The organism is Archangium violaceum (assembly GCF_016887565.1).
Lineage (GTDB): Bacteria > Myxococcota > Myxococcia > Myxococcales > Myxococcaceae > Archangium > Archangium violaceum_B.
In genome coordinates this window covers 9,053,647-9,075,863 of the sequence record NZ_CP069396.1, presented here as the reverse complement: position 1 = coordinate 9,075,863, position 22,217 = coordinate 9,053,647, and the positions used below count along the sequence as shown (strand labels likewise).

The following is a 22,217-nucleotide window of genomic DNA, read 5'->3' as shown; positions in this document are numbered from 1 at the left end:
TCACTTGGTGACGAGCTGGAAGGGCTGACCTTCCAGGACGTGCTTCATCGCCACGGAGTTCATGCAGTAGCGCAGCCCCGTGGGGGGAGGGCCATCGGGGAAGACGTGTCCCAGGTGGCCATCGCAGCGGCCGCAGCGCACCTCGGTGCGGAGCATCCCGTGCGAGCGATCCTGGTACTCCGTCACCGCGTCCGGCTGGACGGGCCGGGTGAAGGAGGGCCAGCCGGTGCCGGACTCGAACTTCTCGCCGGACTTGAAGAGGGGGTTGCCGCAGCCGGCGCACACGTAGGTGCCGGCCTCCTTGGTTGCGACGAAGCAGCCGGTCCAGGCGCGCTCGGTGCCATGACCGCGCAGCACCTGGTACTCCTCGGGTGTCAGACGCTTCCGCCATTCCTCGTCACTGAGGACCAGTTTTTCGACCATGTCGGCATCCTGCTGTCCGCCGGGTCCGGGGGCAATCGTTCCTGGGGGGCGGCGACCGGGGATTGACACATGGAGTGCGTGTGCCCATTTTGGGCGTTCGCGGCTCGCGCGGTGGAACCTTGCGCGGCGGGAGGTGTGCCATGGGACGTGTGCAAAACGGTGTCTCGGGTCTCTCCACGCCCTCGCACGGGTGACCGGCGCGTACCGTCTCCTCGGTGAACGGATCCGCTGACTCCGGCGCACGAGCGCCGGCGTGGAGCCTCGTCTTTTCCTGAATCGAGGCGCCGTGCCCCTGAGCGGGTGTGGCGTCCAGGGAACCGTTCGCTCCATGAGCTCGAAGAAGCATCGTCGTTCCCGCGCGTCGCACCGGCGCGCGGACGCAGAATCCTTTTCGTTCGAAGAATCTTCCATTCCGGCGCGGCACCTGCGCCTGCAGTCCACCCTGTTCGAGGAGGTGTCCCTCCTGTTCCGAGGTGAGCTGTCCGACCCGCTGCTCGAGGGCGTCGTGGTGACGATGCTCGAGCTGTCGCCGGACGGCCGCCACGCCCGTATCGGATTCACCCTTCCCCCCGAGCGCCAGGAGTCCGGCCCGGCGCCGGTGGAGGAGGCGCTGGTGCGGGCGAGTGGCTTCATCCGCTCGCAGCTGGCGCTCGGGCTGAACCTGAAGCGGGTGCCGAACCTGCGCTTCGTCTGCGTGGGAGTGGCGCCGCGCCTGGCGCCCGACGAGGAAGGAGGCGAGTCATGATGCCTCGAGTCCTCGAGAGCCCGCCCGGGGCGGTGCCCATCCTCGCCTGGGCGCGAGAGGTGCCACCGGGAGCGGTGAAGCAGCTTCAGCACATCGCCAGCCAGCCGTACGTGGTGGAGCACGTGGCGGCGATGCCGGACGTCCACGTGGCGCAGGGGGTGGCGGTGGGCACCGTCTTCGCCACCGAGCGCACCGTCGTGCCTGGGGCGCTGGGAGGCGATCTGGGGTGCGGCGTCAGTGCGCACCGCTTCGCCTTCCCGGCCGCGTCGCTCGGGAGGGCGGAGCTGGAACGGCTGCTGTCGGCACTGGCGCGCCGGGTGCCGGTAGGGGACGCGGTGCACCGGGGGGCGGGATTGCCGCTGCCTCCCAGGCTCCAGGCCGCGAGCCTCTCCACGCACCGGCTCCAGCGGGAGTGGGAGCGCCTGGCGCCGAGGCACCTCGGCACGCTCGGGGGAGGCAACCACTTCCTGGAGCTGGACCGGGATGCGGGGGGAGACCTGTGGTTGCTCATCCACTCGGGCTCGCGGGGAGTGGGAGGGGCCATCGCCGCGCACCACCTGAGGGTGGCCGCCGCGCGGGGAGAGGGCTCGCTGCCGGGCCTGCGGACCGACACCCCCGAGGGGGCCGCGTGCCTGGCGGACATCGAGCTGGCGTGCCGCTTCGCCTGGGCCAACCGGGACATGCTCGCCGCCCGTGCGGTGGAGGTGTTGGCGGAGGCACTCGGGTGTGAGCCTGAGCCGGGCGCGAGCGTGGACGTGCACCACAACCACGTGGCGGAGGAGCGGCACCTGGGCCGGGCGCTGCTCGTGCACCGCAAGGGGGCGGTGGGGCTGGAGACGGGGCAGCGCGGCCTCATTCCGGGCTCGATGGGCACGGCCTCGTACGTGGTGGAGGGGAGGGGAGAGCCGAGGGCGTTCGGCTCCTGCTCGCACGGGGCGGGGAGGGTGCTCACGCGAGGAGAGGCGAGGGCGCGCATCCGCCCGGCGGCGCTGGAGCACGCGCTGCGCCGGGTGGTGTTCGACCGGGGCAGGGTAGATGACCTGGTGGAGGAGGCGCCGGAGGCCTACCGGGACATCGCGGAGGTGCTGGAGGACGAGGCGGAGTTGGTGATGCCCGTTTTACGGCTCACGCCCATCGCCGTGCTCAAGGGCTGAGCCATGGGGGTGGTGGGAATTGACCCCGCCGCAGCGGCGCTGAAGGTTCTGGAAGGGGGCAATCCTGCACGCGGGCTGCGACCCTCCTGCTCGCGTAGGCTTCGAACCACACGCGCAGCCAGGGGCTCCACGGAAGCTTCGGCTCCTCCACCGTCGCGGCCCAGGATGGGCTCTCATCTTCTGGCCCCGGCTCCGCCCCCACTTGAGCGAGATCATCTGACTCAAGCGGGCATCCACCTCCTGGAAAGTATGTGCCTGGAGAAAATAAGCTTGGGCTCGTCGTTTAGGCTCATTGCTTACGGTACTCCCCACCGACCTGGAGACTCCCCATGCCATCCAGATTGACCAACTGCGCCGTTTCGGTTGCCACCCTGCTCCTGACGACAGGATCAGGCCACACGTCGGCGTCTCCGAAAGAAGTTTCCAGCAGGCCGGAAGCCGCCAAGGTCCACATCATTCCCCTGGAAAGAGGGATGATGTACATCTCCCGATTCAAAGACACCCGGGATGCACTCTACCGTCAGGCTCCTGAGCTGAAGGCGCGATTGGACATCCCCTCCTCCGAAAGCTTCAGCCGCAGTGCTATTGCCTCCCTGCTCAATCAAAGAGACTCCCTCGGCAATCCCGCTGCGGGCATTCGCATCTACTTCGGCCTGGATGCGGGAGGACAGGTCAGACTGATTCTGGTGTCATACGACTCGCGCGGAATCAACATCATCCAGCCGCTCTCCTCCGAAAAAGGTGAAGGCCTTTCGCCGGAAGGAGGCGGAGAGGTCATCGAGGATGGCTTGCGGTGCCCTCCTGCCTGTCCTGATGAGGAAAACAGCTTGGGTGGAAACCAGGAGGCCAGTGCTTTGGATGCCGCCAGGAACCACATCATTTCCGCCAAGGAAGCGGCGGCCTATACCGCACGCTTCCGAAGCACCTGGAATGAGATCCCCAGACAGATACCCGGGCTGAGCACCCGGTTGAATTTCATTCGCTCGGAAAGCTTCAACCGCGATGCCATCGCAGTGCTGCTCAACCAACGAGATGGTGACGGAAACCTCGCGACGGGCATTCGCATCCACTTCGGCCTGGACTTCGAGGGACAGATCCATCTGGTGCTGACGCCGCACGATGCCCAGGGAAGGAGCATCATCGGACGGCTGTCTGAGTCTCCGTCCACTGGCACCGAATCGGAAGGAGACGGGGAGGTCATCGAGGACGGGCAGCGGTGCCCTCCTAGCTGTGGCGCTCTCTCGAACAGCATTCTGGACGAAAAACCGTGACTTGTAGGGTGAATAGGACCCCTGTTGAGAGGGCGGACTGGTGTAAGGGGTCGAGCCCCTCTGTGTCAGGGAAGTTGACGCTTGAAGTCGGCTCCAGGATAACCACTTCCCAAGACACGTAGGGGAGGGCCGCCATGGAGTGCACGGGAGCCTTCAAGGAGCCAGAAGCGGTGGCTGAGCAGAAGAAGCCCGAGGCGGACTGGGAGGAGATGGAGCAGGTGGGGCCATATCAGCTCCAGGAGCAGGTGGCGCAGGAGGAGTACAGCCGGGGTGAGCTCTACCGGGCCACGCACGAGACGAGCGGGGCGACGGCCCTGGTGCTCAAGCCCCCCGCTGGGGACGAGAAGCCCCCTGTGGGGCTGAACGACTGTCGGGTCCGTTTCATCTCCTCGGCCGATCCCAACTACTTCGCCCTGGAGGTGGAGCACACCACCATGTCCGTGGCCCCCGACAGACACTCGGTTGAGTCGCTGGTGTGCACCTTGGAGGATGTGCGCGAAGGGGTAGGGCGCATGGACCAAGCCCTCCACGCTTCCAGCGAATCTCGCCCGTGGTGGCGCTTGGCGTTGTCGGGTGCTACCGCACTCGTGGTGGTGCTGCTGCCGGCGACGTTGGCCCCGGTTTCAGAGGGGCGGGTGCAAGAGGAGGCCGCGGAGGATGTCTGGGCCACGGACGTCTACGTGGACCCCATACCGGGCCGGGCCGGCGATGCTCCGCGCCCGGTGAAGAATCAGAAGCGGGCGCCCTGTACGGAAGGCCTCGAGGTGGAGGTGTCCGGCGCATGTTGGCTCTCCGTCGCCCAGCGCCCCTGCCCACCGCAGACCCGGGCCTACCAGGGTCAATGTCTTCTGCCCGTCGCGGTGCCGCGCCCTCCTGTCACCAGCCTGGACGGTGGCGGCGGCTCCGAGCCTCGCTGACTCGTTCATGCCGTGGGCGTCACGAGGCGGTATCTCTGCTTGCCTGTCATTGTGTACTCGCCCGCTTCGAGCCGGGCGATGAGCCCTTCTGTGAACCACGCGCCTGTATCAGGCGCTTCTCACCGACGTCAGTCAACTGCCCTGGAGGGAGCAGGTCGCGCCTCCGGCCGCGCCGGGCCTCAGCGCGAAGCCTGTGCGGCCTTCACCTCGCGCGCGTGCTTCAGGTCTTCCAGGAAGAAGGCCTCCATCCGCCGTGCGGCCTCGTCGTCCTGGAGCACCAGCGAGCCTTCCTCGAGCATGTTGAAGGACAGCGGGTCGTAGTTGATGGAGCCCACCAGCACCAGCTGGTCATCCACCAGCATCGTCTTCGCGTGCATCATCGACGGCTGGTACTCCCAGATGCGCACGCCCGCGGCCCTCAACTTGTCGTAGGTCGCGCGCTGGGCCACGGTGATGGCCGCGTGGTCGTTCTTGTCCCCGGGCGCGAGCACCCGCACGTCCACTCCCGCCCGGGCCCGCTCCACCAGCAGCTCCGTGAGGGCCTCGTTCGGCGTGAAGTACGCCTGGGCGATCCACAGCCGCTTGCGCGCCGCGCGCACCATCAACTGCGTGAGGCGCTCGGCCCGCGTGAGCTCGGGGTTGGCCGTGCTGCCGATGAAGGCCGCCCAACCCTCGCCCGCCCCGTCCAGTCCGGGCTCCGGCCTGTCGAGCCCCGGGAAGTCGCTCGCGGGTAGCAGCTCGCCCGTCGTCTCCTGCCAGTTCTCCGCGAAGGCCTGCTGGAGCTGCGCCACCACCGGGCCCTCCACTCGCGCGTTCGTGTCGCGCCACTCCTTCTCGTTGCGCGCCTCCCCCAGCCACTCGTCCTGGATGGCCACTCCACCGGTGATGCCCACCCGGCCGTCCACGACAATCACCTTGCGGTGGTTGCGCGCGAGGTTCTCGTCCGCCGGCAGCGGGCGGAACAGGTGCGCCTTGCACCCGGCCGCTTCCAGCCTCGGCTTCACCTCCTTCTCGAAGGGGGCGCTGCCCAGCGGATCCACGAGCACCCGGCAGGCCACTCCCGCCCGGGCCCGCTCGGTGATGACGGAGAGCAGCCGCTCGGAGGCCTGTCCCGGGCGCCAGATGAAGAGGACGATGTTCATGGAGGAGCGAGCGCGCGACAGCTCCTCCACCATCACGTCGAAGACGGCGCCGTTGTTGGCCCAGCGCAGGCGATTGCCCGGCACCATGCGCACGCCTACCGTCTGGTAGAGCGCGGTGGCGAACCCCGCCCCCCGCGAGTCCACCTCCGAGCGCAGCTGGAAGGGTTTGGATGACTCCTTCGTGGTGAACACGGCGCACGCCGACGTCATCACGGTGGCTGCCGCTACCACCATCGCCCACCTTCGTCCCCGCCCCATGTCCCGCCTCCCGAGGCCAGGAGGTAGCCATGCGGCCCGGGGCCGTCATCCCCCGGTACAGGTCGGCTGTCGTGGCGTCCTACCCGGTCGCTCGGTGGGTCGTATTCCCACCCGCGGCGCCTTCTCACGGGGCCGGGTGGGGCTGGCGCGACAGCCGGTAGAGGAGCAACGCCGTGCGCTCGGCCTGCATCGCGAGCGAGTCGAGCCGGACCTCCTCGCGCGGCGAGTGCGACCCGCTGCCCAGAGCGCCCAGCCCGTCGAGCCCATCGACGAAGGGCGCGACGAACGAGATGTCCCCGGCTCCGCGCTTGCCCGGGTCGAACGCCTCGACCTTGCCGTACCCGAGCGCTTGGCTCGCCGCGTCGTACACCGCCAGCAGGCGCAGATTGCCGGGCGTGGGGGACATGGCCGGGTACTCGTCCTGGAAGGAAATCTCCGCCGAGGTGCCCGGCAGGTTGCGCGCAGCGAGCTGCCGCGTGCGCGTGCGAGCCCGCTCCTTCTGCTCCTCGGACAGGAAGCGCAGGTCACCCCGCACGGTCGCGTGGCTGGCGATGATGTTGTCCTTGCCCGCGGCCCTACCGGTGGCGGTGCGCGGGTCGAAGCCGCCCTCGGTGCCACCCACGATGGCTCCCGGGTTGAAGGTGAGGTACTGCTCACCGGCCAGCGTGCGCCGGAGCTCGTCGAGGATGCGGGCGGCCTCGAAGATGGCCCCGTAGCCAGCGCTTTGGCTGAACACTCCCGAGGAGTGCGCCTGCTTCCCCGTGACCTCGAGCGACCAGGTGCTCGCGCCCCGGCGTGCGACGACGGCGGTGTCACGCTCTCCGCCCTCGAAGGCGAGCGCGACATCGCTGCGCCGACCCGCCTCGATGAGCTCGCGCCGCGACACCGCGATGGGCTCACCCACGCTCTCTTCATCCCCCGTGAGGATGACGGTGACGTGGAGGTCGCCCAGTGCTCCCGCCTCCTTCAGCGCCCGGAGCGCGGTGAGGAGGATGACGTCGCCGCCCTTGATGTCCTGCGTGCCGGCGCCACGTGCCACCGGCCCGTCGCGCACGAACTCCAGCCCTGCGCCCTCCTGAACGGTGTCGAGGTGACCGATGAGCAGGACACGCAGCCCTCCTGCCTTGCCGGGGTGCTCGGCCACCAGGTGCTAATCACGCCCTGGCTCTCTGCTCAAGGCAGGGCGGCCAGGGCAGCAGTGTGCCCCAAGCCCATTGCACAGCCCCCTGCACCGGCGCGGCGCACGCCCTGGCTCGCTCCGGCAGCGGCCCTCCTCGACCCCTTTGCACCAGCCCGCCCCCTCAACAAGGCCCCATCCGCCTATACTTTTTCGAGCACTTCCCCACCTCGGTTGCGGCTTCATGCCCCTGCGCAGCCCCAAGCCTCCCATTTCCCAGGAGCTCAAACAGACTCTTGGCCATCGTTGAAACGGCTCACGGAGTCGCCTAGCCGCGATCTCTGCATCCCAATGTCATGGGCTTGCTTGGCTGCTGGGGCGACGACGCGTCTTGCGCCTATTGCCCCCAGCTCAGCGATTTCCAACTGTCATGATAAAGCTACAGCGCCGCCGAGACGAGAGCGGCTTGTCGTACGCAAGCGGCTGACCTCCAGCCGCACCAAGGTGAATGAGAATGTTTGGCGTGAAGTACGCAGCAAGAGTCACACTCCCCATACAATTGAGCCTGGCCACAATCCTTTCATGCGCAATGCTGATGGGCTGCGGCATGAGCTCGGACGAGCTCAATGGCACCCCAGGCTTTTCCGAAGAAACGTTGGGCGAGGTTCAGCAGAAAATCGCCTACAATGGCCATGACTACATCTTTGCCACCACCCGCAAGACCTGGGCGCAGGCCGCCGAGAGCTGCGCGCTTCTGGGTTATGGCTTGGTGACCATCAACAACAGCGCGGAAGACGAGTGGCTGAAGAGCAATCTGAGCTCAACAGAAATCTGGTGGATTGGGTACAACGATCGCAGCGTCGAAGGCTCGTGGCGATGGTCCACTGGAACCTCGTTCTATGCGAACTGGAGCCCAGGCGAGCCAAACAATGCAGCCGGCAACGAGGACTGCGCTGTCAAGGCATCCTCTGGCACCTACGTGGGACTCTGGAATGACGAGGACTGCAACAAGCAGTTCGCCTACGTTTGCGAAAGCATCGACAGCAGCGTCACCGTGAATTACTTCAACTACTCTGCCTCGAATACGGCTTCCGCCACTCAGAACACGGTGAACGTGGCGGTGACTCTTCAGGCCGGGCAGACCCTCACCGCTGGAACGTGCGGCATCTCGGGGGCTTCCGGTTCGGGCGATACCTATCTGCGGCTTTATGGCCCCAACGGTCAACAGGTCGCCTACAATGATGATGCCTGTGGTGGCGTCAGCTCCAATTTCAGCTACACGGTGCCCACTGGCGGTGGCGGCACGTACGTCATCAATGCAGGTTGCTATAGCTCCGGAAGCTGTAGCGGAAGGGTCGGCTATACCGCCATCACCGTGCTCGGGCGCTTTGCGCGGTATTGCGGTAAGGTCAACAACCGCCAGTCTCCCGGTGGAATCTGGGCGCCGGACCCGGACTGCTCGTCCGGGTGCAACATTGGCGGCATCTCGTACTGCAAGAAGTTCTGGCCTGGCTCAACGGGGATTCGCCAAGTTTCCGTCTCTTCGAAGCCAAACAACGTCTGGGCCAACGCCGGGTGCGCTCCCGTCGTGGATGACTGGGACGGCAATGATGAGTTCGAGTGCATTGCTGATAGCAACTCAGTCACCATCACCTATGCAAACGTCCCGGTCACCTACGAAACCAGCAATGGTGTCCTGCGGTTCAACTCCGCCGACGATCTCTATGCGGTCATCAACCAACTGGAGGCTGACTACGAGACCTACAACACCAACTACGAGAATCAGTATCCCAACCTGACCGCCGAGCAGATGGATGTCGTGGATGAGCAGAACAACTTTGATGAATTCGTTCCATACAAGAACCTGGAGCGACAACTTTCCGGATTCACGTCAAAGCGTTCACGGATTGAAGTAGTCGAGCGGACCTGGTTGGCTAACGACATGACAGGCACCGATCCTGACTCCTTGGACATCACGTTCGACGATGCAGAGAACACCCTGTTCAACAGCAACTACGAACTCAAGATAGGTCAGACCGTCTATCGGATGACCGAGTATGGACTGACAGAGGTGGGAGGGGCGCAGACCCAGACCGCGGCTGCGGCTCTCTCCGACTCCTGTCCAGCCAATCCCAACAGCAGCGAAAAGCCCAAGACAGCGCAAGCCGTCCCTCCCGTGGCTGGCCACGGAACCGCAGCGGCAGAACTGCCGCGAGCGCAGGTTGTGGCCTTCAGCGATGGCTGCATCACTAACAAAAAAGTAGATGCGCCTTTTGGCCCCATTGATGGCAGGACCTACAAGCTGAAGGTGGCCATTCATTCCATTTTGATTCGCACCTCGGTGAAGGCCAAGGTTGTTGCCTACAAGCAGAAGAGCGGTGGCGGGCGTAAGCGCTCGCGAGATCAACTTGCCATTTCGATTGGGGGCACCCTGTATGCCGCGGGATGCACCAGCCCCACCGCCATGGGCAAAGCCAACCCCGCCTCTGGCTTCAAGAAGAGAAGGGAGCTGAAGGTAAGACGAGAGGATTGGGGTATTACCTATCGAACCAAATCCGGAGAACTGAGTGGCCGTTTTGATACACCCTCAGGTTTCGCTGTTCTCACCTTGCGTTGATTGACGGAGTCGGTGGGGTTGGAGCCTTATCGAAATGCGCTCGTCCGGGTCCTCTACGAGGAGGCCCGGACGTACGAGCAGAGGGCCCACTTCGCCGGAGTGGATGAGCGTCTCTTCGGCGACGTGGCGGGCACCGCGCCCCTCGACCTCCGCATGGGGAGGGCGTCCAACTCTCCGTCGCACGATGCGGCGGCACAGCCGGAACTCCATGGAATACAGCCGAGATTTGAGTAGACTGGATTTCTCCCAGCCCTGTCCTCTCTCCCCGAGGCGGTGTTCGCCCTACAGCGTTACGAGGAGGGCCGCTCGGCCGAGGAGTCGCTGCAACTCGGCTTTGAGCCCACGCGGGAGGCCTTCGCGCGCTTCTTCGGGCGGAGCAAGAGCCGCTTCGCGGAGGGCGGCTTCATCTTTTCAGGCCTGGACGGGCTACGTGGAGGGGGCGCACGGGTTGACGGCGGGCATCACCTCCGCCGGGACGGCAACGCACGTAACGACGCCGCTCTGCTCAAGCAAGGGCGGCCAAGGCTGCAGTGTGCCCCATGGGGGTGCTCGCACCCCTACACCGGCGCCGCGCACGGCCTTGCTGGCCTCAGCCGTCTTCTCCTCCGCCTCCCTGCACCAGCTCGCCGCCGAGCAACAGGGCCCCCATTCCGCCTATGCGCGGTATTAGCTGATCTCCCCCACCGTCGCGCACGCGAGCACCACCGGAGGAGCGCTGCCGTCGCTCCAGCACGGGTCGAACACCGGCTTCGCATCGACGAGCGTCTGCCGGGAGCCACCACCGCCGTACAGGAAGAGCACGAGCGGGAACGGGCCTCCTGAGTCATAGCCGGGAGGGAGCAGCACGGAGACGGCACGCCGCCAGGAACGAAGTCCACGACGAATTCACCCGATTCGATGCGGGACGCGTCCATGTGAAGAGGGTACCGTGACCCTCGCGGTTGTGTCTGGATGAAGTGCCGGAACGGTTCGGTGATTGAAGTGCCACTTCCCATGCCCTTGAATACCGACAAGCTCCTCTCCTTCCGCGGGCGGCTCGCGCGCCTGCTCCTGGCCAGTACCCTGCTCGGTGCTTGCGCCACCGGCCCCGGGCGCTTCGGTGCTCCTCCACGCCGAGACCTCCGCCTCGACACGGAGTCCGCCGCTCGCGTGCGCCACGCCAGCATGCTGGGCACCTCGGGCACCTCCGCGGCCCCCTTGGCCGTGGGCGCCGCGCTCGTCGTGGCCACTCCACTGGTCATGTCCGTGCTCCACCACGACGCGGAGAAGGCCAGGGAGTTGCAGGAGCGCCTCACGGAGTGCGCCCGGCTGGCCGAGCATCGGGTCAACTCCTCGCACTTCGGCAATCGCCCTCCCACCCGGGAGGAATGCGGCGAGGAAATGGACGTGGACGGCTGCGGTGAGCCCATCACCCGCGCCATGCTCCTGGGCAGGCAGAAGCACGACATCGCCCTCGCCTGCGCTCGCGAGGTACTCTCTCAGCTCTGGCCCGCCCCCTTCAGCATCGAGCAGCGCTACCGCTTCTATCGGACCAGCCAGATCCTCGAGACCATCAGCCGCGAGCAGGAGCAGCAGTTCATCAAAGAGGGTTGTACCGACAGGCTGAAGGGCACCATCAAGCCCGATATCGTCCTCCACGCGGACTACAATAATCTCCTTCAGGCCGCGCTCGTCCTCGACTTCAAGTTCCCTTGTCCCCCATCCAACCGTTCAAGGTGGACGGATTACGGCCCGAGGGGAGCCTTTCCCGGCGCGAATCAAGGCCAGATCTACAAAGAGGCACTGGGTGCGGAAGTCTTTCGCCTCACGCCACAGGGGATTTATTGATGAAGAAGCACCTTCCCATCCTCCGAGTGCAGACAGACAGGGGTTTCCCTGTGGCTCGTGATGGCATCGTCATCTGCTTCTTCATGCGCCGCTCCCACGGAGAAGTGATTCATGCCGTATGGCGGGCCCTGCAAACGTACCGCCGTGCCATTCACCCCCAGGCATTGGGCTGGTACCCCGACGACAATGGTGACTTCCAGCCTCTCGATGACAAAGGCTGGGAGCACGTCCGCGAGAAGATGCTCGAGCGGAACTGGCCCATCGCCTGCCAGGTCGAGTTGGTGGAGCACTGTGACGCGGCGAGCGGCTACACCTTTGAGTACTGGGGGTGCTGGCTCGACGAAACGCGGTTCATGCACGATGAGGATCCCACCTGCGCCGTGAACTTCACACTGCCCACCGAGTACCTGGTGGAACACGGCCCCGCCCACGTGCGCGCCCTCGCTCTCGAACTCGCTCGCGAACTGCCCTTCAGCTTCGGCTACGCCAGCTTCGCCCTCGTCGCCCCCGACGGATGCTGGTTCGCGGCCCACCGCACCGTCCGCGAGCTGCGCGACCGCTATCCGGGTCTGGATATCTACAAGCTCGGGGAGACCAGCCAGCACATCGGCACCAACGCCCGAGGCGCCTACTGGCTCACCTTCCTCGGCCTGCCCCTTCTCGGCCGGCTCGGTGGACTCGAGGTCCTGCGGCGGCACCTCCCCTTCCCAGACGTCTCCTTCCAGACCCTGCCTCCCCTCGAAGGCGAGCGCGTTCTGATCACCCTCGGCGAGTGGCCCGAAGCCATCGACACCGCGCAGCAGGAGCGCCCCTCTCCCCAACTCCTCTCCCTCGGCCACCTGCTCGAACTCTTCCTCCACGAGGAGCGCGCCAACTGGTTCTCCTTCCTCAACAACGACCAGGAAGACATGCGCCGGTGGATCCACCGCTTCTGTCCTTGACGCACCCATGGCGGAAGGAGCCGCGGGCGGCAGCTCCCCCTCGGCGACCTTCCTGGTCTCTCTAGAAGAAGCCCATCGCCTTCGGCGTGCCCCCTGCACCGGCGCGGCGCACGCCCTTGCTCTCTCCGGCAGCGGCCCTCCTCGACCCCTTTGCTCCAGCCCGCCCCCTCAACACGGCCCCCATTCCGCCATGCGCGTAATTCTGCCTGGTCCACTCGCGGCGTCCTCTCCTTCATCCGCTCCTTCCTGGCCGCTGCCTCGATCCCGCGCTCGCCTCCTCCGCACCTGCTTGGGGGAACTGATTGCCTGGCATGGCCCTTCCTGATTGGATGGTTCAGAACTGCAGGCCCTTCGCGTCAAATATCCGGGCTGGACATTCGACGTACGTTTGGGCGTCAACCTTTTCCTGCCACCCGTGCCTGACTTCGTGACCGATGAGCTGGGAGGGCGCTGATGTCTGTGGCCATCCTCATCAAATTCAAGGAGCAGGAGCGGGAGCGTCTCTACATCCCGGTGGCTACGGAAGGAGCGTATGGCACCGAATGGGCCGCCACAGCCGAGAAGCTCGGTCTCCACTGGGTGCCGCTCTTCCAGTCGGGCATTTCCGTGGACATCGTCGACCTGCCCGTCGTCCTTGACGAGTTCCGGCAACTTCGCGCCGCCCTGGTAGGTAACCCCAAGAAGGCCGCAACCGTGGCGCGCATCGATTTCATCCTTGAGATTCTTGGCGAGGTGAACCCCAACGAGATCGCCGACATCTTCATCGGGTAGAGAGTCAGGAGAACCCGTCTGCCCGTCGCGGTGCCGCGCTCTCCTGTCACCAGTCTGGACGGTGGCGGCTCCGAACCCCGCTGAGGCGTCGCCTCTTGTGTACGCGGCACAGAAGGGAGCGGCCCAGCGAGGAGCTTGATGCCTCCGTCACCGGTTCGGGCTCGGTACCCGCATCGACAATGCCCTGCAATCCTTTACATATGGTAGAGGCACGGGAGCGGTGGAGGCTTTCGGCTGCTGCTTGTATGGGGCTGGGAACTCACGCCTGGTGGGTCGATCCGTGGATGCTCACTGTGAGCAGGGCGTAGCGGTTTTTTCATTGCCGCTGGTACGCAGGCGCGGGTCGAGTTGCGCACGCGCACAGTTCGCCGGATAATCCGTCTGGTAGTACACCCAGGTGGACATGGGTTGGCAGGAGTAGGTTCCATCCAGCGTGTTGTCGCGGAACTCGTTCTGGTACGAGCGACACTCGGTGGCCAGTGTGCAGTCGGTGTTCTGGGCGGAGTCGCAGAACCATTCCGAGTACCCATAGCTTCCGGCCTGGCTGATGCGATTCTGGTTGATGATGTTGTAGTTGGAGTAGTCTCGGATGCGGATGGCATCACCGGACACGCGCCTGAAGGCGTTGCGCTGGATGGAATTACGCTCCGACTTGTGCGCGACGTAGATGGCGTGGAGCAGGCCGGGGCTAGTGGAGTTGGTAATGTTGTAGAAGTGGTTGTTCTCGATGATGTTGTCGTCCGAGTTCACCAGCCGCACGGCCGCCGTGCTGGGCGTATGGCCCTCTGCACCCGCCCAGCCGTTGCCGATCCGATCGAAGTAGCAGCCGTAGATGCGGTTGCCGCCGTTGTAGCCCGACACGGTATCGCGCATGCCGTTGAAGCTGATGGCGGTGTTGTAGCGCTGGACGCGGATGTACCAGAAGTGCAGCTTCGATTGGACGCCGTAGGCGTCGCTGAGCTTGAACCACGTGCCCTGTGTGCAGGAGCCGGTCGCCGATGAGCATCCGTCGAAAACGGGACGCGCGGCGTTGGTCCCATCGGCTGGCATGAACTTGATTTCATGGCCTGATACATAGGTCCAGTCCACCCGCTGCCCATGATAGGTGCCCAGACCGATACGCACCTCCGTGGGGCAGGTGGGGGCTGCAGCCCTGATGATGTCTTGCACCCGGTTCAGCGTGCGGACGGGGCTGCTCGACGCGCGCCCGGAATTGGCATCATTCCCACTGGTAGACATGTAGACGCGGAAGGGACCGGCTCCATTGTTGGCGCTACACGCCGTGGGATCGGCCAACATCGTGAGGGGCACCTGTTCCAGGATGGGCTCGTCAGGGGAATCATCGGAAATGAAGGTTCCACCACAGGCGAAGGACAGGGCCACGGGTAGCACCAGCCAGGCACAGCGTGAAGAGGTATTGAACGAGGGCATGTGGAACTCTACCGGGCCAAGCTCGAGACGAGCGGGGTGTTGGCCCTGGTGCTCAAGCCCGCCGCCGAGGACGAGAAGACCTCGGTAGGGCTGAACGACTGGCGGGTACGTTTCATTTCCTCGGCCGTTTTCAACTACGTCCCTCTGAGGGAATAGGTGCATGGACCAAGCCCTCCATGCTTCCAACGAGTCGCGCCCGTGGCGGCGACTGGTACTGTCGGGTGCTGCCGCGCTCGTGGTGAGGCTGCTTCCGGCGATGTTGGCCCCCACTGCCGAGAGGTGGGTGCAAGAGGTGGAAGCCCAGGAGGAAGTCTGGGCCACGGACGTCTACGTGGATCCCGTGCCGGGCCGGTCCGGCGATGCTCCACGCCCGGTGAAGAACCAGAAGCGGGCACCATGCACGGAAGGCCTCGAGGTGGAGGTATCTGGCGCATGCTGGCTGCCAATTGAGAAACGCCCCTGCCCACCGCAGACCCGGGCCTACCAGGACCAATGCCTTTTGCCCGTCGCGATGCCGCGCCCTCTGTCCGCCCTTGCCAACACGTCGAAAATGTTGTGTGGGGCTCTTGGATGCATGATCCTGCGATCGAAGTATTCACATATCCACCGAGGAACTCGAATGAGCTGTCTGAGTGATGTATCTGGATCCACGTGCGCGCGCCTTTCCGCGATTGGCATGTTGCTTTTCTTGATGGCCTGTGGGGCATCTGAGCCAACGACGTCCGAGAGCGCGCTGGCGTCGACCTCTGCTGCCTCGACTACCGAGACGGAACTGGGATACCAGCTCCAGAATAATGTGGTCGAGTACGGCTTCTTGTATCCTTACGGGGAGTCTACCGACAGTGTGTACTTCCTGGAAGTGCCGGCAGGTACCCAATACTTGAAGTTCTCCGCGGCGCGCCGTGTGAACTGCACGAGCGGTAAGTGCTTTCTGGCCATGGATGTTGGATTTGATTCGATTCCGGCAGGAACCAGTTACGACTACTGCAATGTATACACCAATCAGTGTGATTATGTTGTTGAGAATCCCGCTGCAGGCGTCTGGTGGGTGAGGGTGGGGATTGATGATCGTTTCTACTGCTACGCCGACACTGAATTCACTCTCAAGGGCGCCTATGGCGGCACAGAGGTGTTGGGAATTCAGGCGGGAGATGAAGACAGCGGCCCGCGACAGCTGTGCTTGCCTGATTGAGGAGACACGCAGTTGCTGTCACGGCGCGACATCCGCCTCCTGCTGAGGACGCATAGGGCAGGGGCGGAGGGAGGCTTTGCCCCGCTCCTTCCCGGGTGGGGCTTGCCCAGATTCCGTGGCGCTCCTGAGTGGAAGTGCAGCGTCACTTGCAACGCCGAACCGAAGAGGAACACCCCAGCAGGAGGTGTCAGACTCGACTTTCGCCATTTACTTCGTACTGACACTTCGTACTGGCCTCACGGGTGGTACTGCCGTGCTTCCGGGACCCTCTCCAAGGTAGGACGTCCCTGATGCACCCGAGCACCTCCTGGCGCAAGGGCTCGACTCCATGCGAACAAGAGCCTCGGGCTTCCGGTGGGCGGGGAGGCCCGCGAGGAGCACGCATGGACGAGAAGAAGAAGGCAGAGGAGAAGTGGGAGGAAGCGGAGCGGTTGGGGCCGTACCAGCTTCACGAGCAGGTGCCGCAGTCCGCTGGCAACCAGGGGGAGCTCTACCGGGCCACACACGAGACGAGCGGGGCGACGGCCCTGGTGCTCAAACCCGCCGCCGAGCAGGGCGCGGCCCCGGTGACGGACTGGCGGGTGCAACTCAGCGGAGGTCTCGTGGACACCGCGGATGCTGGGGAGTCCGTGCTCGCCCGTCCGCTGCCGCGCGAGCCCTTCAAAGGGCAGAAGCGCCCTCCCTGCACCCGCTACGCCGAGGTCGAGTTGGTCGGTGCCTGCTGGTTGCCGCATGAACTCAAGGCCCCGTGCCCGGACGTTCTCTACGAGTACCAGGGCAAGTGCTACTTGCCCGCCTTCAGCGCCAAACCGCCGCCCCAGTCGCTCGGCCAGTGAGAGTGGGGAGCTCCCCCGTGTCGGACGAGCTGGTCGAGTGGATGTGTCCACCAGGCGAGAACCCGATATTCCAGGAAAACGAAGGCGAACCCCAGCCTGGTGAAGGGCCTGGTCGAGGAGACGCTGCGGTACTGGGGCCCGGTGGATTTCATCTCGCGGCGGATCGCCAAGGAGGACCTGGAGCTGGGCGGGACCCACATCCCCAAGGGGGTGCCGATGATGGTCGGCCTGGCCACGGCCAACCGGGACCCGGAGCGCTTCTCCCATCCCGACGTCTTCGACATCACCCGCCCGGACGCCGACAAGCACGTCGCGTTCGGCGAGGGCATTCACATCTGCATCGGCGCCCCCCTGGCACGGACAGACGACGGACTCACGCCACACCCAGCCCATCGCCCTGGCACCTTGATCCTACTGTCCACGTAACCGGGGCAAGCCCATCCGACGCTCGCCGCCTCAGGCGGCGGACCCGCCTCTTGCGGATTCGGCTTCGTTCCCGCTCGAGGGAGCCCTGAAGTCCTCCCGTCCGAGGATCCGGTCGATCTCCTGCATCTGCCGCGGGGTCAGTGGTCCGAATTTCAGGGCGCGGGCATTTTCCTCCGCCTGCGCCACCGTTCGGAATCCCGGAATCGGCAGGGTCACCGGGCTGTGTGCCCACAGCCAGGCCAGTGCACCCTGGGCAAGGGTCCGGCCCTGAGAGGTGAGGATGTCCTTCACCTGCTCCAGGCGGGCAAGCCATTCAGGATTGGGCTGACCGTTCTGGAAGTACTTCATCCATGGTACGTTGGCACCGCGAATGTCGGTGGAGTCGAAGCGTGCACCTCTGGCGTATTTTCCGGTCAGCAGGCCCATTGCCAGAGGACCCCGGTTGATGCTGGCAATGCCAATCTTCTCGCAGAGCCTGAGCATTTCAGGATTGTCCTCGAAGATGTTGAGCTGGTGCTGGATGGCCGCACAGTGCTTTCCGGCGGTGAAAGCCCTGGCCCGCACCGGATCATCGGTGCTCCATCCATAGGCGCGGATGTGGCCCTCCGCCACCAGGGATTCCAGGGTGTCCAGCACATCATCCACCTGATCCGCTGGATGATCGCCCACATGGAACTGGAACAGGTCGATGTATTCCGTACCCAACCTGCGCAGGCTGGCCTCGCAGGAGCGGCGGATGGCTTCCTGATAGACCTCCGGACCGTCTACCAGCTTCTGGTCGTCCAGCACCCGGTAGCCGAACTTCGTGGCGATCACCACGCTGGACCTGTGACTGCCGAGGGCCTTTCCCAGAATCCTCTCACTGTGCCCAGCCCCATAATTGGCAGCGGTGTCAAAGAAGGTCACGCCCAGGTCGACCGCCCTCTGGATCGCCTGGATGGATTCCCGGTCGTCCACCGGTCCGTAACCCCATTCGTCGGTGCCGCCCCGGAAGGGGCCTCCGATGGTCCATCCGCCCAGTCCGAGGGCGCTGACCTGAATGCCTGTGTTTCCCAGCCTGCGTGTAGACATGACTCCTCCTTGGCTTCGCTTCTGGCGAAACCTCTTGCGTGGGTTTTCTGTTGTTGTGCGGGAGTGGTGTTTCCCGGCTCAGCGGATCAGCCAGGCCACCTCGGTGCGGTAATCGGCGGTGTCGTCGGTGTTGCCCTGTTCGAACAGGTACACCTCATAGGGGGGGCCCTGGGTTTCGTGGCCGTGTTCCCGGATCCAGTTCCAGACCGCTTCATAGGCACCCTGCAGCCCGAAGTCCCCGCCGCATTCCCCCCCATGCACCGTGTAGGCCGCTGTTCCTCCCGGGAGGGTCAGCACATCGAACCCTTCTGGAAGCAGCAGGGGTCCATCGATCGCAAAGGGCTGGCAGACCTCCACATCCCAGGTGTCCTCCCCCTCGCTCTCGAAGTACCGCACGATTCCAGACCCGGCCGGGTGGGCTCCTGCCTCTCTGAGAGCCGTGAGCAGCGCTGGCTGTGTGGCATCAATGAAGGCACAGGAATGCTCGGGGGCGCAGCGGGCACGCCGGGTGATGCAGCGCTGGGGCAGTACTTTTTTGGTGTTCACCTGATACAGGGACCGCTCGGTCTGCATGAAGGCCCGCAGGTCGTTCAGGACCCGCTGGATGTCCTCCTGCTGGGCCTGCAGCTTTCGCTGCTGCTGTTGGAGCAGGCTGGAGAGTTCGGGTGCATGCCATGCTCTCAGGGATTCCCGGATGTCCTCCAGAGACATGTTGAAGTCCCTCAGACGGGTAATTCTGCGGGCGTCTTCCAGTTGGCTGAAGCTGTAGTAGTGGTAGCCCGAAAGGGGATCGGTGTGCACCGGACGGAGCAACCCCTGCTCGGCGTACACCCGCAGTGCCTTGCGGGTCAGGCGGGCTATCTGGGCGAAATGCCCACTGCGAATCAGGTCGCGCATACCGAATTTCTCCTGAATGCATGCTAAGGGTGGCCCCAGGGGCCAGCTCAAGGCCCTTGTGTTCCAACACATGGCAGTGCGAAACCGTCCGTCCGGTGGAATCCCGCGGAGGGATGGCCGAAGCATGAGAAAGAGGGAAGGCGGATTGAGGGCGAGGGCTGGAGCGCGGGGGCCGAGGAGGGCCGCTGACGGGGCCACCCGAGTGATGCTCCCAGCCGGAGGACAGGCCGCGCAGCCCCTTGGGGTACACGCCTGCCCAGGCCGCGCTCCCATCAGGTGCGTGGCAGGGGCTTGGGCCTCTTGGCTGTCTTGAGCCTCAACACCACGCGGCCTGGGGTGACCCTCGCGCTCGCTGGTACCGGACGGCGTCTTCGTGCGGTGGGAGGGCGGCGTGCGCATCGAGGCGTTGCCGCCGCCCACGCAAGCAGAGGTGGAGAAGTTGCTGAAGGTGGTGCGGCACCGGGTGCTGCGGCTGTTGGAGAAAAGAGGGGCCCTGCCCGCGCAAGGGCCCGAGGACGCGCTGCAGGCGTACCAGGCGCATTCCCTGCAGCAGCGACTGCGCTGGACGGAGGTGGGTCGGGGTTGGCACTGAGGTTCACAAGGCCGCGCTGATGCCAGCACTGGAAGAGGCGGGCCTGCAGATCAAGGTCGTGGTGACGGGGTGTAAACGCTGACGCCGGGTTGCCTGCGCGCCGATGGGCATGGTCTCCGGGACGAACGCGGCCTTCTCGTCAGCCCTTGGCCGTGAGCAGCAACACTCCTTCTTTCCGCGCCAGGGCTTTCCGGAGGGCGCTGGGGATGAAGGAGAACAGGGCCTCGGGGCGGACGCGGGTATTGTTCCCGCCATTCAGCCACCTTCGGGCCCGCGCGAGCATCTCCGGTGAGGGGTGCTCGAGCACGGCATCCAGGGCTGGTAGAAGTCCGCCAACATCGCTCGGAGCCACGAAGAGGGCGCCGAAGTGGCCGGGTAGGCGTGCCGCCTGCTCTGCCCCCAAGCCGAAGTACAGGGCGGCGGCGGCTGGGATGCGGTCGGTAATGAGCAGGCTGCCATTGTCCGCGCCGAGCTGGATGCCCCAGCCGTTCGCCTCCGCGCCCGTTTTGATGAATCGCTGCCCGAATGCACTCAGCGCCTCCGGGCGGAAGAGCTCCTCGAACTCCTTGGTCCCTTCGGGGTACGTCCAAGAGCCAGGATGGGCAGGATCGGGAATTGCCTCGGGAGAAAGGGACCCTGGGGCCTCGCGCCAGCGGTCGAGTACCTGGCGCGCGGTCGGACTCACTGGCGAGGTGGCCACAGCTGCGTCGAAGCTGGCGGCAACTGCGGAGGAGTGCTCGTGGGGGATGCAGAGGGATAGCCAGAAGAAGCTCAGGCCCATGTCGAAAGCATATCCCTCCCTCGCGGGAGCCCGCGAAGGAGCTGCGCGCGGCGCAGGAGGCGGCGCCGGGGCTCTTCATGCGGGGCGCGGCTGCAGCCGGTACAGGCTCGAAAGAAAAAACCCCGGCCCGAGGGGATCTCGGAGCCGGGGCTGTCGTCGGCAGTGCGTTCAGGCGGTGGAACCCCGACGAGGGGGGAGGACAACGCGGCCTCGGGTGCTTCGGTGGACCTCAGGGGCGTCCGGGGCCACGTGGGCGAAGAAGAAGAGGAAGCGCGAGCAGAAGCTCGCGGCGTCCCGCTGGAGGTTGAGCACCGGTTGTCGGCCACGGTGCGCTGAAAGAGGGCGGGCCAGGCTAATAGGTGTGGCGCGCGTCGCTCTCTTTCATGAAGGTCACGAGGAGCTCATTGAACTCGTCGGAGACCAGCTGAGGGAAGTGGTGGGGCGAGGCGATGACGTGCCGTCGACCGCCGCCGAGCGCCGCGACGGCGTCCGCCGTGGCCTCGATGCCGGGGTTCCAACCGCCCGTCACGACCCACAGGGGAATGCGCTCACGTTGGATGTCGCCGAGTTGCCGCTGGAGCATCTCCTTGGCGGGGAGCCGGAGCTGGGCGAGGCCCCGACCCATCCGCTCCAGCTCCTCGGGCGAGGTACCGCCTCGGATGTCGGGGGGGATCCGCATCAGCTTGCCGAACCGAGCCGCGCGCGTGGCGGCGGAACCCGGGAGGACCTTGGCCAGCAGGAGGCTCAGGACCTGTCGCCTCACGCGCGAATCCCGCATGGCGATCATCTGCATGCCGGGCTCGATGAGCGTCAGGGAGCGAACCGCCGAGGGACGCTTCGCGGCGGCCGCCACGGCGACACAGCCGCCGAAGGAATGGCCCACCAGGTGCGCGCCGTCCTCGAGCAGCTCGGCGACCCACGCACCATCCGCCTCGGCGTCATCGGGGCGGCCAGGCGCCGGACTGCGGCCGTGTCCGGGCCGATCCGGGACAATCACCCGCCAGCCTCGCTCCGCCAGCCGCGCTTGAGCGGAGAAGTGGCGGTCGCCGCCCACCGCGCTGCCCTGCGCGCTCCCATGGATCATGACCACCCGAGGGCCGGAGTCGCCCCACCGGGTGATGTGGAGGGAGGTCGTGTTCAAGAACCCATCACGCATGCGCCTCGCGTACCACCAGGTCACGCAGGACAGAAGCGCACAAGAGGAGCTGAATGGCGTTGACCCGAACGAACGAGCAACCCCCTCCTTCAGTCATCCACTCCGACGAAGCAGGATGTGCTTGATTTTGCACGGCAACTGGATGGGCGGTTTGGTGCGCTTTTCGAGCCCCCACTCTAGATTGAACAGAGGTCGCCATGAGCACGGAGCGGTGGGTATTGTATCCTGAAGTCGCTGGAGAACTAGGCGACAACACGGTCATGAATACGTCGGTTCATCCTCCAGAGGTGTTTCACTTCCATCATCGCTTCGAGGGATGGCTGGGTGATGATCTGCTAAAAGTCTTCCCCTGCTTTCTCGTCTCTTCCGCTCTCGCGAAGGCACTCGAAGAGGCAAGACTGGTGGGTTTCAGCCTGGACGAGGTTGAAGTGAGCACATCGCCAGAGTTCCAAGAGCTATACCCTGGGCGCACCCTGCCGGAGTTCCGATGGCTCAAGATGACTGGTAAGGACCGCAATGCCGATTTCTGTCTCACTCCGGATTTTCGATTGGAGGTTTCCAGTCGGGCGCTGGAGGTCCTGAAAGAGTTCAACATCGCCCATGCGGAGATAAAAGCCGCCGAGGGTTGGCCTCCTCCTCGCGCTTGAGACCG

General features: G+C 65.1%; 24 protein-coding genes. 15 read left to right on the top strand and 9 right to left on the bottom strand.

Features of this window, described 5'->3' with window-relative positions; genetic code table 11:
* The gene (gene msrB, locus JRI60_RS36155) at nucleotides 1-423 is read right to left on the bottom strand and encodes a peptide-methionine (R)-S-oxide reductase MsrB (protein WP_204220471.1); all 423 of its coding nucleotides are present in this window, start codon (nucleotides 421-423) and stop codon (nucleotides 1-3) included.
* Between the two features lie 328 nt (nucleotides 424-751).
* Here msrB and JRI60_RS36150 point away from each other — a divergent pair, with 328 nt between their 5' ends.
* From JRI60_RS36150 to JRI60_RS36135, 4 genes are all read left to right on the top strand, one after another.
* Nucleotides 752-1,168 carry a ribosome-binding factor A gene (locus tag JRI60_RS36150; RefSeq protein WP_204220470.1) on the top strand — a complete coding sequence of 139 codons (417 nt, stop codon included), beginning with the start codon at nucleotides 752-754 and terminating at the stop codon, nucleotides 1,166-1,168.
* A complete protein-coding gene (locus tag JRI60_RS36145; RefSeq protein WP_204220469.1) occupies nucleotides 1,165-2,322 on the top strand; it encodes an RtcB family protein in 1,158 nt (385 codons plus the stop codon). Before JRI60_RS36150 ends, JRI60_RS36145 begins: the two co-directional genes overlap by 4 nt.
* Before the next feature lie 329 nt (nucleotides 2,323-2,651).
* Complete coding sequence (locus JRI60_RS36140) at nucleotides 2,652-3,593, top strand: hypothetical protein (RefSeq protein WP_204220468.1); 942 nt, start codon at nucleotides 2,652-2,654, stop codon at nucleotides 3,591-3,593.
* A 134-nt stretch (nucleotides 3,594-3,727) separates the two neighbouring features.
* Nucleotides 3,728-4,510 carry a hypothetical protein gene (locus tag JRI60_RS36135; RefSeq protein ID WP_204220467.1) on the top strand — a complete coding sequence of 261 codons (783 nt, stop codon included), beginning with the start codon at nucleotides 3,728-3,730 and terminating at the stop codon, nucleotides 4,508-4,510.
* Between the two features lie 179 nt (nucleotides 4,511-4,689).
* Here the strand turns inward: JRI60_RS36135 and JRI60_RS36130 are convergent, their stop codons facing one another.
* Nucleotides 4,690-5,910 (bottom strand): phospholipase D-like domain-containing protein, encoded by a 1,221-nt coding sequence (locus JRI60_RS36130; RefSeq protein WP_239469920.1) that lies wholly within the window; start codon nucleotides 5,908-5,910, stop codon nucleotides 4,690-4,692.
* A 124-nt stretch (nucleotides 5,911-6,034) separates the two neighbouring features.
* Nucleotides 6,035-7,054, bottom strand: coding sequence for a M20/M25/M40 family metallo-hydrolase (locus JRI60_RS36125; protein WP_204220466.1), 1,020 nt, complete (start codon nucleotides 7,052-7,054; stop codon nucleotides 6,035-6,037).
* A gap of 580 nt (nucleotides 7,055-7,634) precedes the next feature.
* Here JRI60_RS36125 and JRI60_RS36120 point away from each other — a divergent pair.
* Nucleotides 7,635-9,644 (top strand): C-type lectin domain-containing protein, encoded by a 2,010-nt coding sequence (locus tag JRI60_RS36120; protein ID WP_204220465.1) that lies wholly within the window; start codon nucleotides 7,635-7,637, stop codon nucleotides 9,642-9,644.
* Between the two features lie 18 nt (nucleotides 9,645-9,662).
* Nucleotides 9,663-9,878 (top strand): hypothetical protein, encoded by a 216-nt coding sequence (locus JRI60_RS36115; protein ID WP_204220464.1) that lies wholly within the window; start codon nucleotides 9,663-9,665, stop codon nucleotides 9,876-9,878.
* A gap of 432 nt (nucleotides 9,879-10,310) precedes the next feature.
* On the opposite strand, the gene JRI60_RS36110 is transcribed toward JRI60_RS36115, so the two are convergent.
* Nucleotides 10,311-10,490, bottom strand: a complete 180-nt coding sequence (locus tag JRI60_RS36110) for a hypothetical protein (protein ID WP_204220463.1) — start codon at nucleotides 10,488-10,490, stop codon at nucleotides 10,311-10,313.
* Nucleotides 10,491-10,637: 147 nt separating this feature from the next.
* Here JRI60_RS36110 and JRI60_RS36105 point away from each other — a divergent pair, with 147 nt between their 5' ends.
* The 3 genes from JRI60_RS36105 to JRI60_RS36095 all read left to right on the top strand — a co-directional run bounded on the left by JRI60_RS36105 (nucleotide 10,638) and on the right by JRI60_RS36095 (nucleotide 13,183).
* Nucleotides 10,638-11,471 carry a hypothetical protein gene (locus tag JRI60_RS36105; protein ID WP_204220462.1) on the top strand — a complete coding sequence of 278 codons (834 nt, stop codon included), beginning with the start codon at nucleotides 10,638-10,640 and terminating at the stop codon, nucleotides 11,469-11,471.
* The gene (locus JRI60_RS36100) at nucleotides 11,471-12,412 is read left to right on the top strand and encodes a type VI immunity family protein (RefSeq protein WP_239469918.1); all 942 of its coding nucleotides are present in this window, start codon (nucleotides 11,471-11,473) and stop codon (nucleotides 12,410-12,412) included. Before JRI60_RS36105 ends, JRI60_RS36100 begins: the two co-directional genes overlap by 1 nt.
* A 453-nt stretch (nucleotides 12,413-12,865) precedes the next feature.
* Nucleotides 12,866-13,183, top strand: coding sequence for a hypothetical protein (locus tag JRI60_RS36095; RefSeq protein WP_204220461.1), 318 nt, complete (start codon nucleotides 12,866-12,868; stop codon nucleotides 13,181-13,183).
* 288 nt (nucleotides 13,184-13,471) lie between these two features.
* On the opposite strand, the gene JRI60_RS36090 is transcribed toward JRI60_RS36095, so the two are convergent.
* Nucleotides 13,472-14,233: a right-handed parallel beta-helix repeat-containing protein gene (locus JRI60_RS36090; RefSeq protein ID WP_204220460.1), complete on the bottom strand. Its 762-nt coding sequence runs from the start codon at nucleotides 14,231-14,233 to the stop codon at nucleotides 13,472-13,474.
* Nucleotides 14,234-14,614: 381 nt separating this feature from the next.
* Between JRI60_RS36090 and JRI60_RS36085 the strand changes: the two genes are divergently transcribed.
* The 4 genes from JRI60_RS36085 (at nucleotide 14,615) to JRI60_RS36070 (ending at nucleotide 17,068) form a co-directional block, all read left to right on the top strand.
* On the top strand, nucleotides 14,615-14,770 hold the full coding sequence (locus JRI60_RS36085) for a hypothetical protein (RefSeq protein ID WP_204220459.1): 156 nt from the start codon (nucleotides 14,615-14,617) through the stop codon (nucleotides 14,768-14,770).
* 4 nt (nucleotides 14,771-14,774) lie between these two features.
* A complete protein-coding gene (locus JRI60_RS36080) occupies nucleotides 14,775-15,806 on the top strand; it encodes a hypothetical protein (protein ID WP_204220458.1) in 1,032 nt (343 codons plus the stop codon).
* A 383-nt stretch (nucleotides 15,807-16,189) separates the two neighbouring features.
* Nucleotides 16,190-16,642, top strand: a complete 453-nt coding sequence (locus JRI60_RS36075; RefSeq protein WP_204220457.1) for a hypothetical protein — start codon at nucleotides 16,190-16,192, stop codon at nucleotides 16,640-16,642.
* 99 nt (nucleotides 16,643-16,741) lie between these two features.
* Nucleotides 16,742-17,068: a cytochrome P450 gene (locus JRI60_RS36070; RefSeq protein ID WP_239469917.1), complete on the top strand. Its 327-nt coding sequence runs from the start codon at nucleotides 16,742-16,744 to the stop codon at nucleotides 17,066-17,068.
* A gap of 30 nt (nucleotides 17,069-17,098) precedes the next feature.
* On the opposite strand, the gene JRI60_RS36065 is transcribed toward JRI60_RS36070, so the two are convergent.
* Together JRI60_RS36065 and JRI60_RS36060 are read right to left on the bottom strand one after the other, a co-directional pair.
* A complete protein-coding gene (locus JRI60_RS36065; RefSeq protein ID WP_204220456.1) occupies nucleotides 17,099-18,139 on the bottom strand; it encodes an aldo/keto reductase in 1,041 nt (346 codons plus the stop codon).
* A 78-nt stretch (nucleotides 18,140-18,217) separates the two neighbouring features.
* Complete coding sequence (locus JRI60_RS36060) at nucleotides 18,218-19,036, bottom strand: MerR family transcriptional regulator (protein ID WP_204220455.1); 819 nt, start codon at nucleotides 19,034-19,036, stop codon at nucleotides 18,218-18,220.
* 391 nt (nucleotides 19,037-19,427) lie between these two features.
* Here JRI60_RS36060 and JRI60_RS36055 point away from each other — a divergent pair, with 391 nt between their 5' ends.
* On the top strand, nucleotides 19,428-19,628 hold the full coding sequence (locus JRI60_RS36055; RefSeq protein WP_239469916.1) for a hypothetical protein: 201 nt from the start codon (nucleotides 19,428-19,430) through the stop codon (nucleotides 19,626-19,628).
* A 139-nt stretch (nucleotides 19,629-19,767) separates the two neighbouring features.
* Here the strand turns inward: JRI60_RS36055 and JRI60_RS36050 are convergent, their stop codons facing one another.
* Together JRI60_RS36050 and JRI60_RS36045 are read right to left on the bottom strand one after the other, a co-directional pair.
* The gene (locus tag JRI60_RS36050; RefSeq protein ID WP_204220454.1) at nucleotides 19,768-20,409 is read right to left on the bottom strand and encodes a hypothetical protein; all 642 of its coding nucleotides are present in this window, start codon (nucleotides 20,407-20,409) and stop codon (nucleotides 19,768-19,770) included.
* A gap of 352 nt (nucleotides 20,410-20,761) precedes the next feature.
* Entirely contained in the window at nucleotides 20,762-21,550 is a 789-nt protein-coding gene (locus tag JRI60_RS36045) for an alpha/beta fold hydrolase (protein WP_204220453.1), read from the bottom strand.
* A gap of 212 nt (nucleotides 21,551-21,762) precedes the next feature.
* On the opposite strand from JRI60_RS36045, the gene JRI60_RS36040 reads away from it, so the two are divergent.
* Nucleotides 21,763-22,212 (top strand): hypothetical protein, encoded by a 450-nt coding sequence (locus tag JRI60_RS36040; RefSeq protein ID WP_204220452.1) that lies wholly within the window; start codon nucleotides 21,763-21,765, stop codon nucleotides 22,210-22,212.
* Nucleotides 22,213-22,217 lie beyond the last annotated feature (5 nt).

Coding starts and splice junctions, on each gene's coding strand:
- msrB (WP_204220471.1), bottom strand. CDS start 423: ATGGTCGAAAAACTGGTCCTCAGTGACGAGGAATGGCGGAAGCGTCTG.
- JRI60_RS36150 (WP_204220470.1), top strand. CDS start 752: ATGAGCTCGAAGAAGCATCGTCGTTCCCGCGCGTCGCACCGGCGCGCG.
- JRI60_RS36145 (WP_204220469.1), top strand. CDS start 1,165: ATGATGCCTCGAGTCCTCGAGAGCCCGCCCGGGGCGGTGCCCATCCTC.
- JRI60_RS36140 (WP_204220468.1), top strand. CDS start 2,652: ATGCCATCCAGATTGACCAACTGCGCCGTTTCGGTTGCCACCCTGCTC.
- JRI60_RS36135 (WP_204220467.1), top strand. CDS start 3,728: ATGGAGTGCACGGGAGCCTTCAAGGAGCCAGAAGCGGTGGCTGAGCAG.
- JRI60_RS36130 (WP_239469920.1), bottom strand. CDS start 5,910: ATGGGGCGGGGACGAAGGTGGGCGATGGTGGTAGCGGCAGCCACCGTG.
- JRI60_RS36120 (WP_204220465.1), top strand. CDS start 7,635: ATGAGCTCGGACGAGCTCAATGGCACCCCAGGCTTTTCCGAAGAAACG.
- JRI60_RS36105 (WP_204220462.1), top strand. CDS start 10,638: ATGCCCTTGAATACCGACAAGCTCCTCTCCTTCCGCGGGCGGCTCGCG.
- JRI60_RS36100 (WP_239469918.1), top strand. CDS start 11,471: ATGAAGAAGCACCTTCCCATCCTCCGAGTGCAGACAGACAGGGGTTTC.
- JRI60_RS36095 (WP_204220461.1), top strand. CDS start 12,866: ATGTCTGTGGCCATCCTCATCAAATTCAAGGAGCAGGAGCGGGAGCGT.
- JRI60_RS36090 (WP_204220460.1), bottom strand. CDS start 14,233: ATGCCAGCCGATGGGACCAACGCCGCGCGTCCCGTTTTCGACGGATGC.
- JRI60_RS36080 (WP_204220458.1), top strand. CDS start 14,775: ATGGACCAAGCCCTCCATGCTTCCAACGAGTCGCGCCCGTGGCGGCGA.
- JRI60_RS36075 (WP_204220457.1), top strand. CDS start 16,190: ATGGACGAGAAGAAGAAGGCAGAGGAGAAGTGGGAGGAAGCGGAGCGG.
- JRI60_RS36065 (WP_204220456.1), bottom strand. CDS start 18,139: ATGTCTACACGCAGGCTGGGAAACACAGGCATTCAGGTCAGCGCCCTC.
- JRI60_RS36060 (WP_204220455.1), bottom strand. CDS start 19,036: ATGCGCGACCTGATTCGCAGTGGGCATTTCGCCCAGATAGCCCGCCTG.
- JRI60_RS36050 (WP_204220454.1), bottom strand. CDS start 20,409: ATGGGCCTGAGCTTCTTCTGGCTATCCCTCTGCATCCCCCACGAGCAC.
- JRI60_RS36040 (WP_204220452.1), top strand. CDS start 21,763: ATGAGCACGGAGCGGTGGGTATTGTATCCTGAAGTCGCTGGAGAACTA.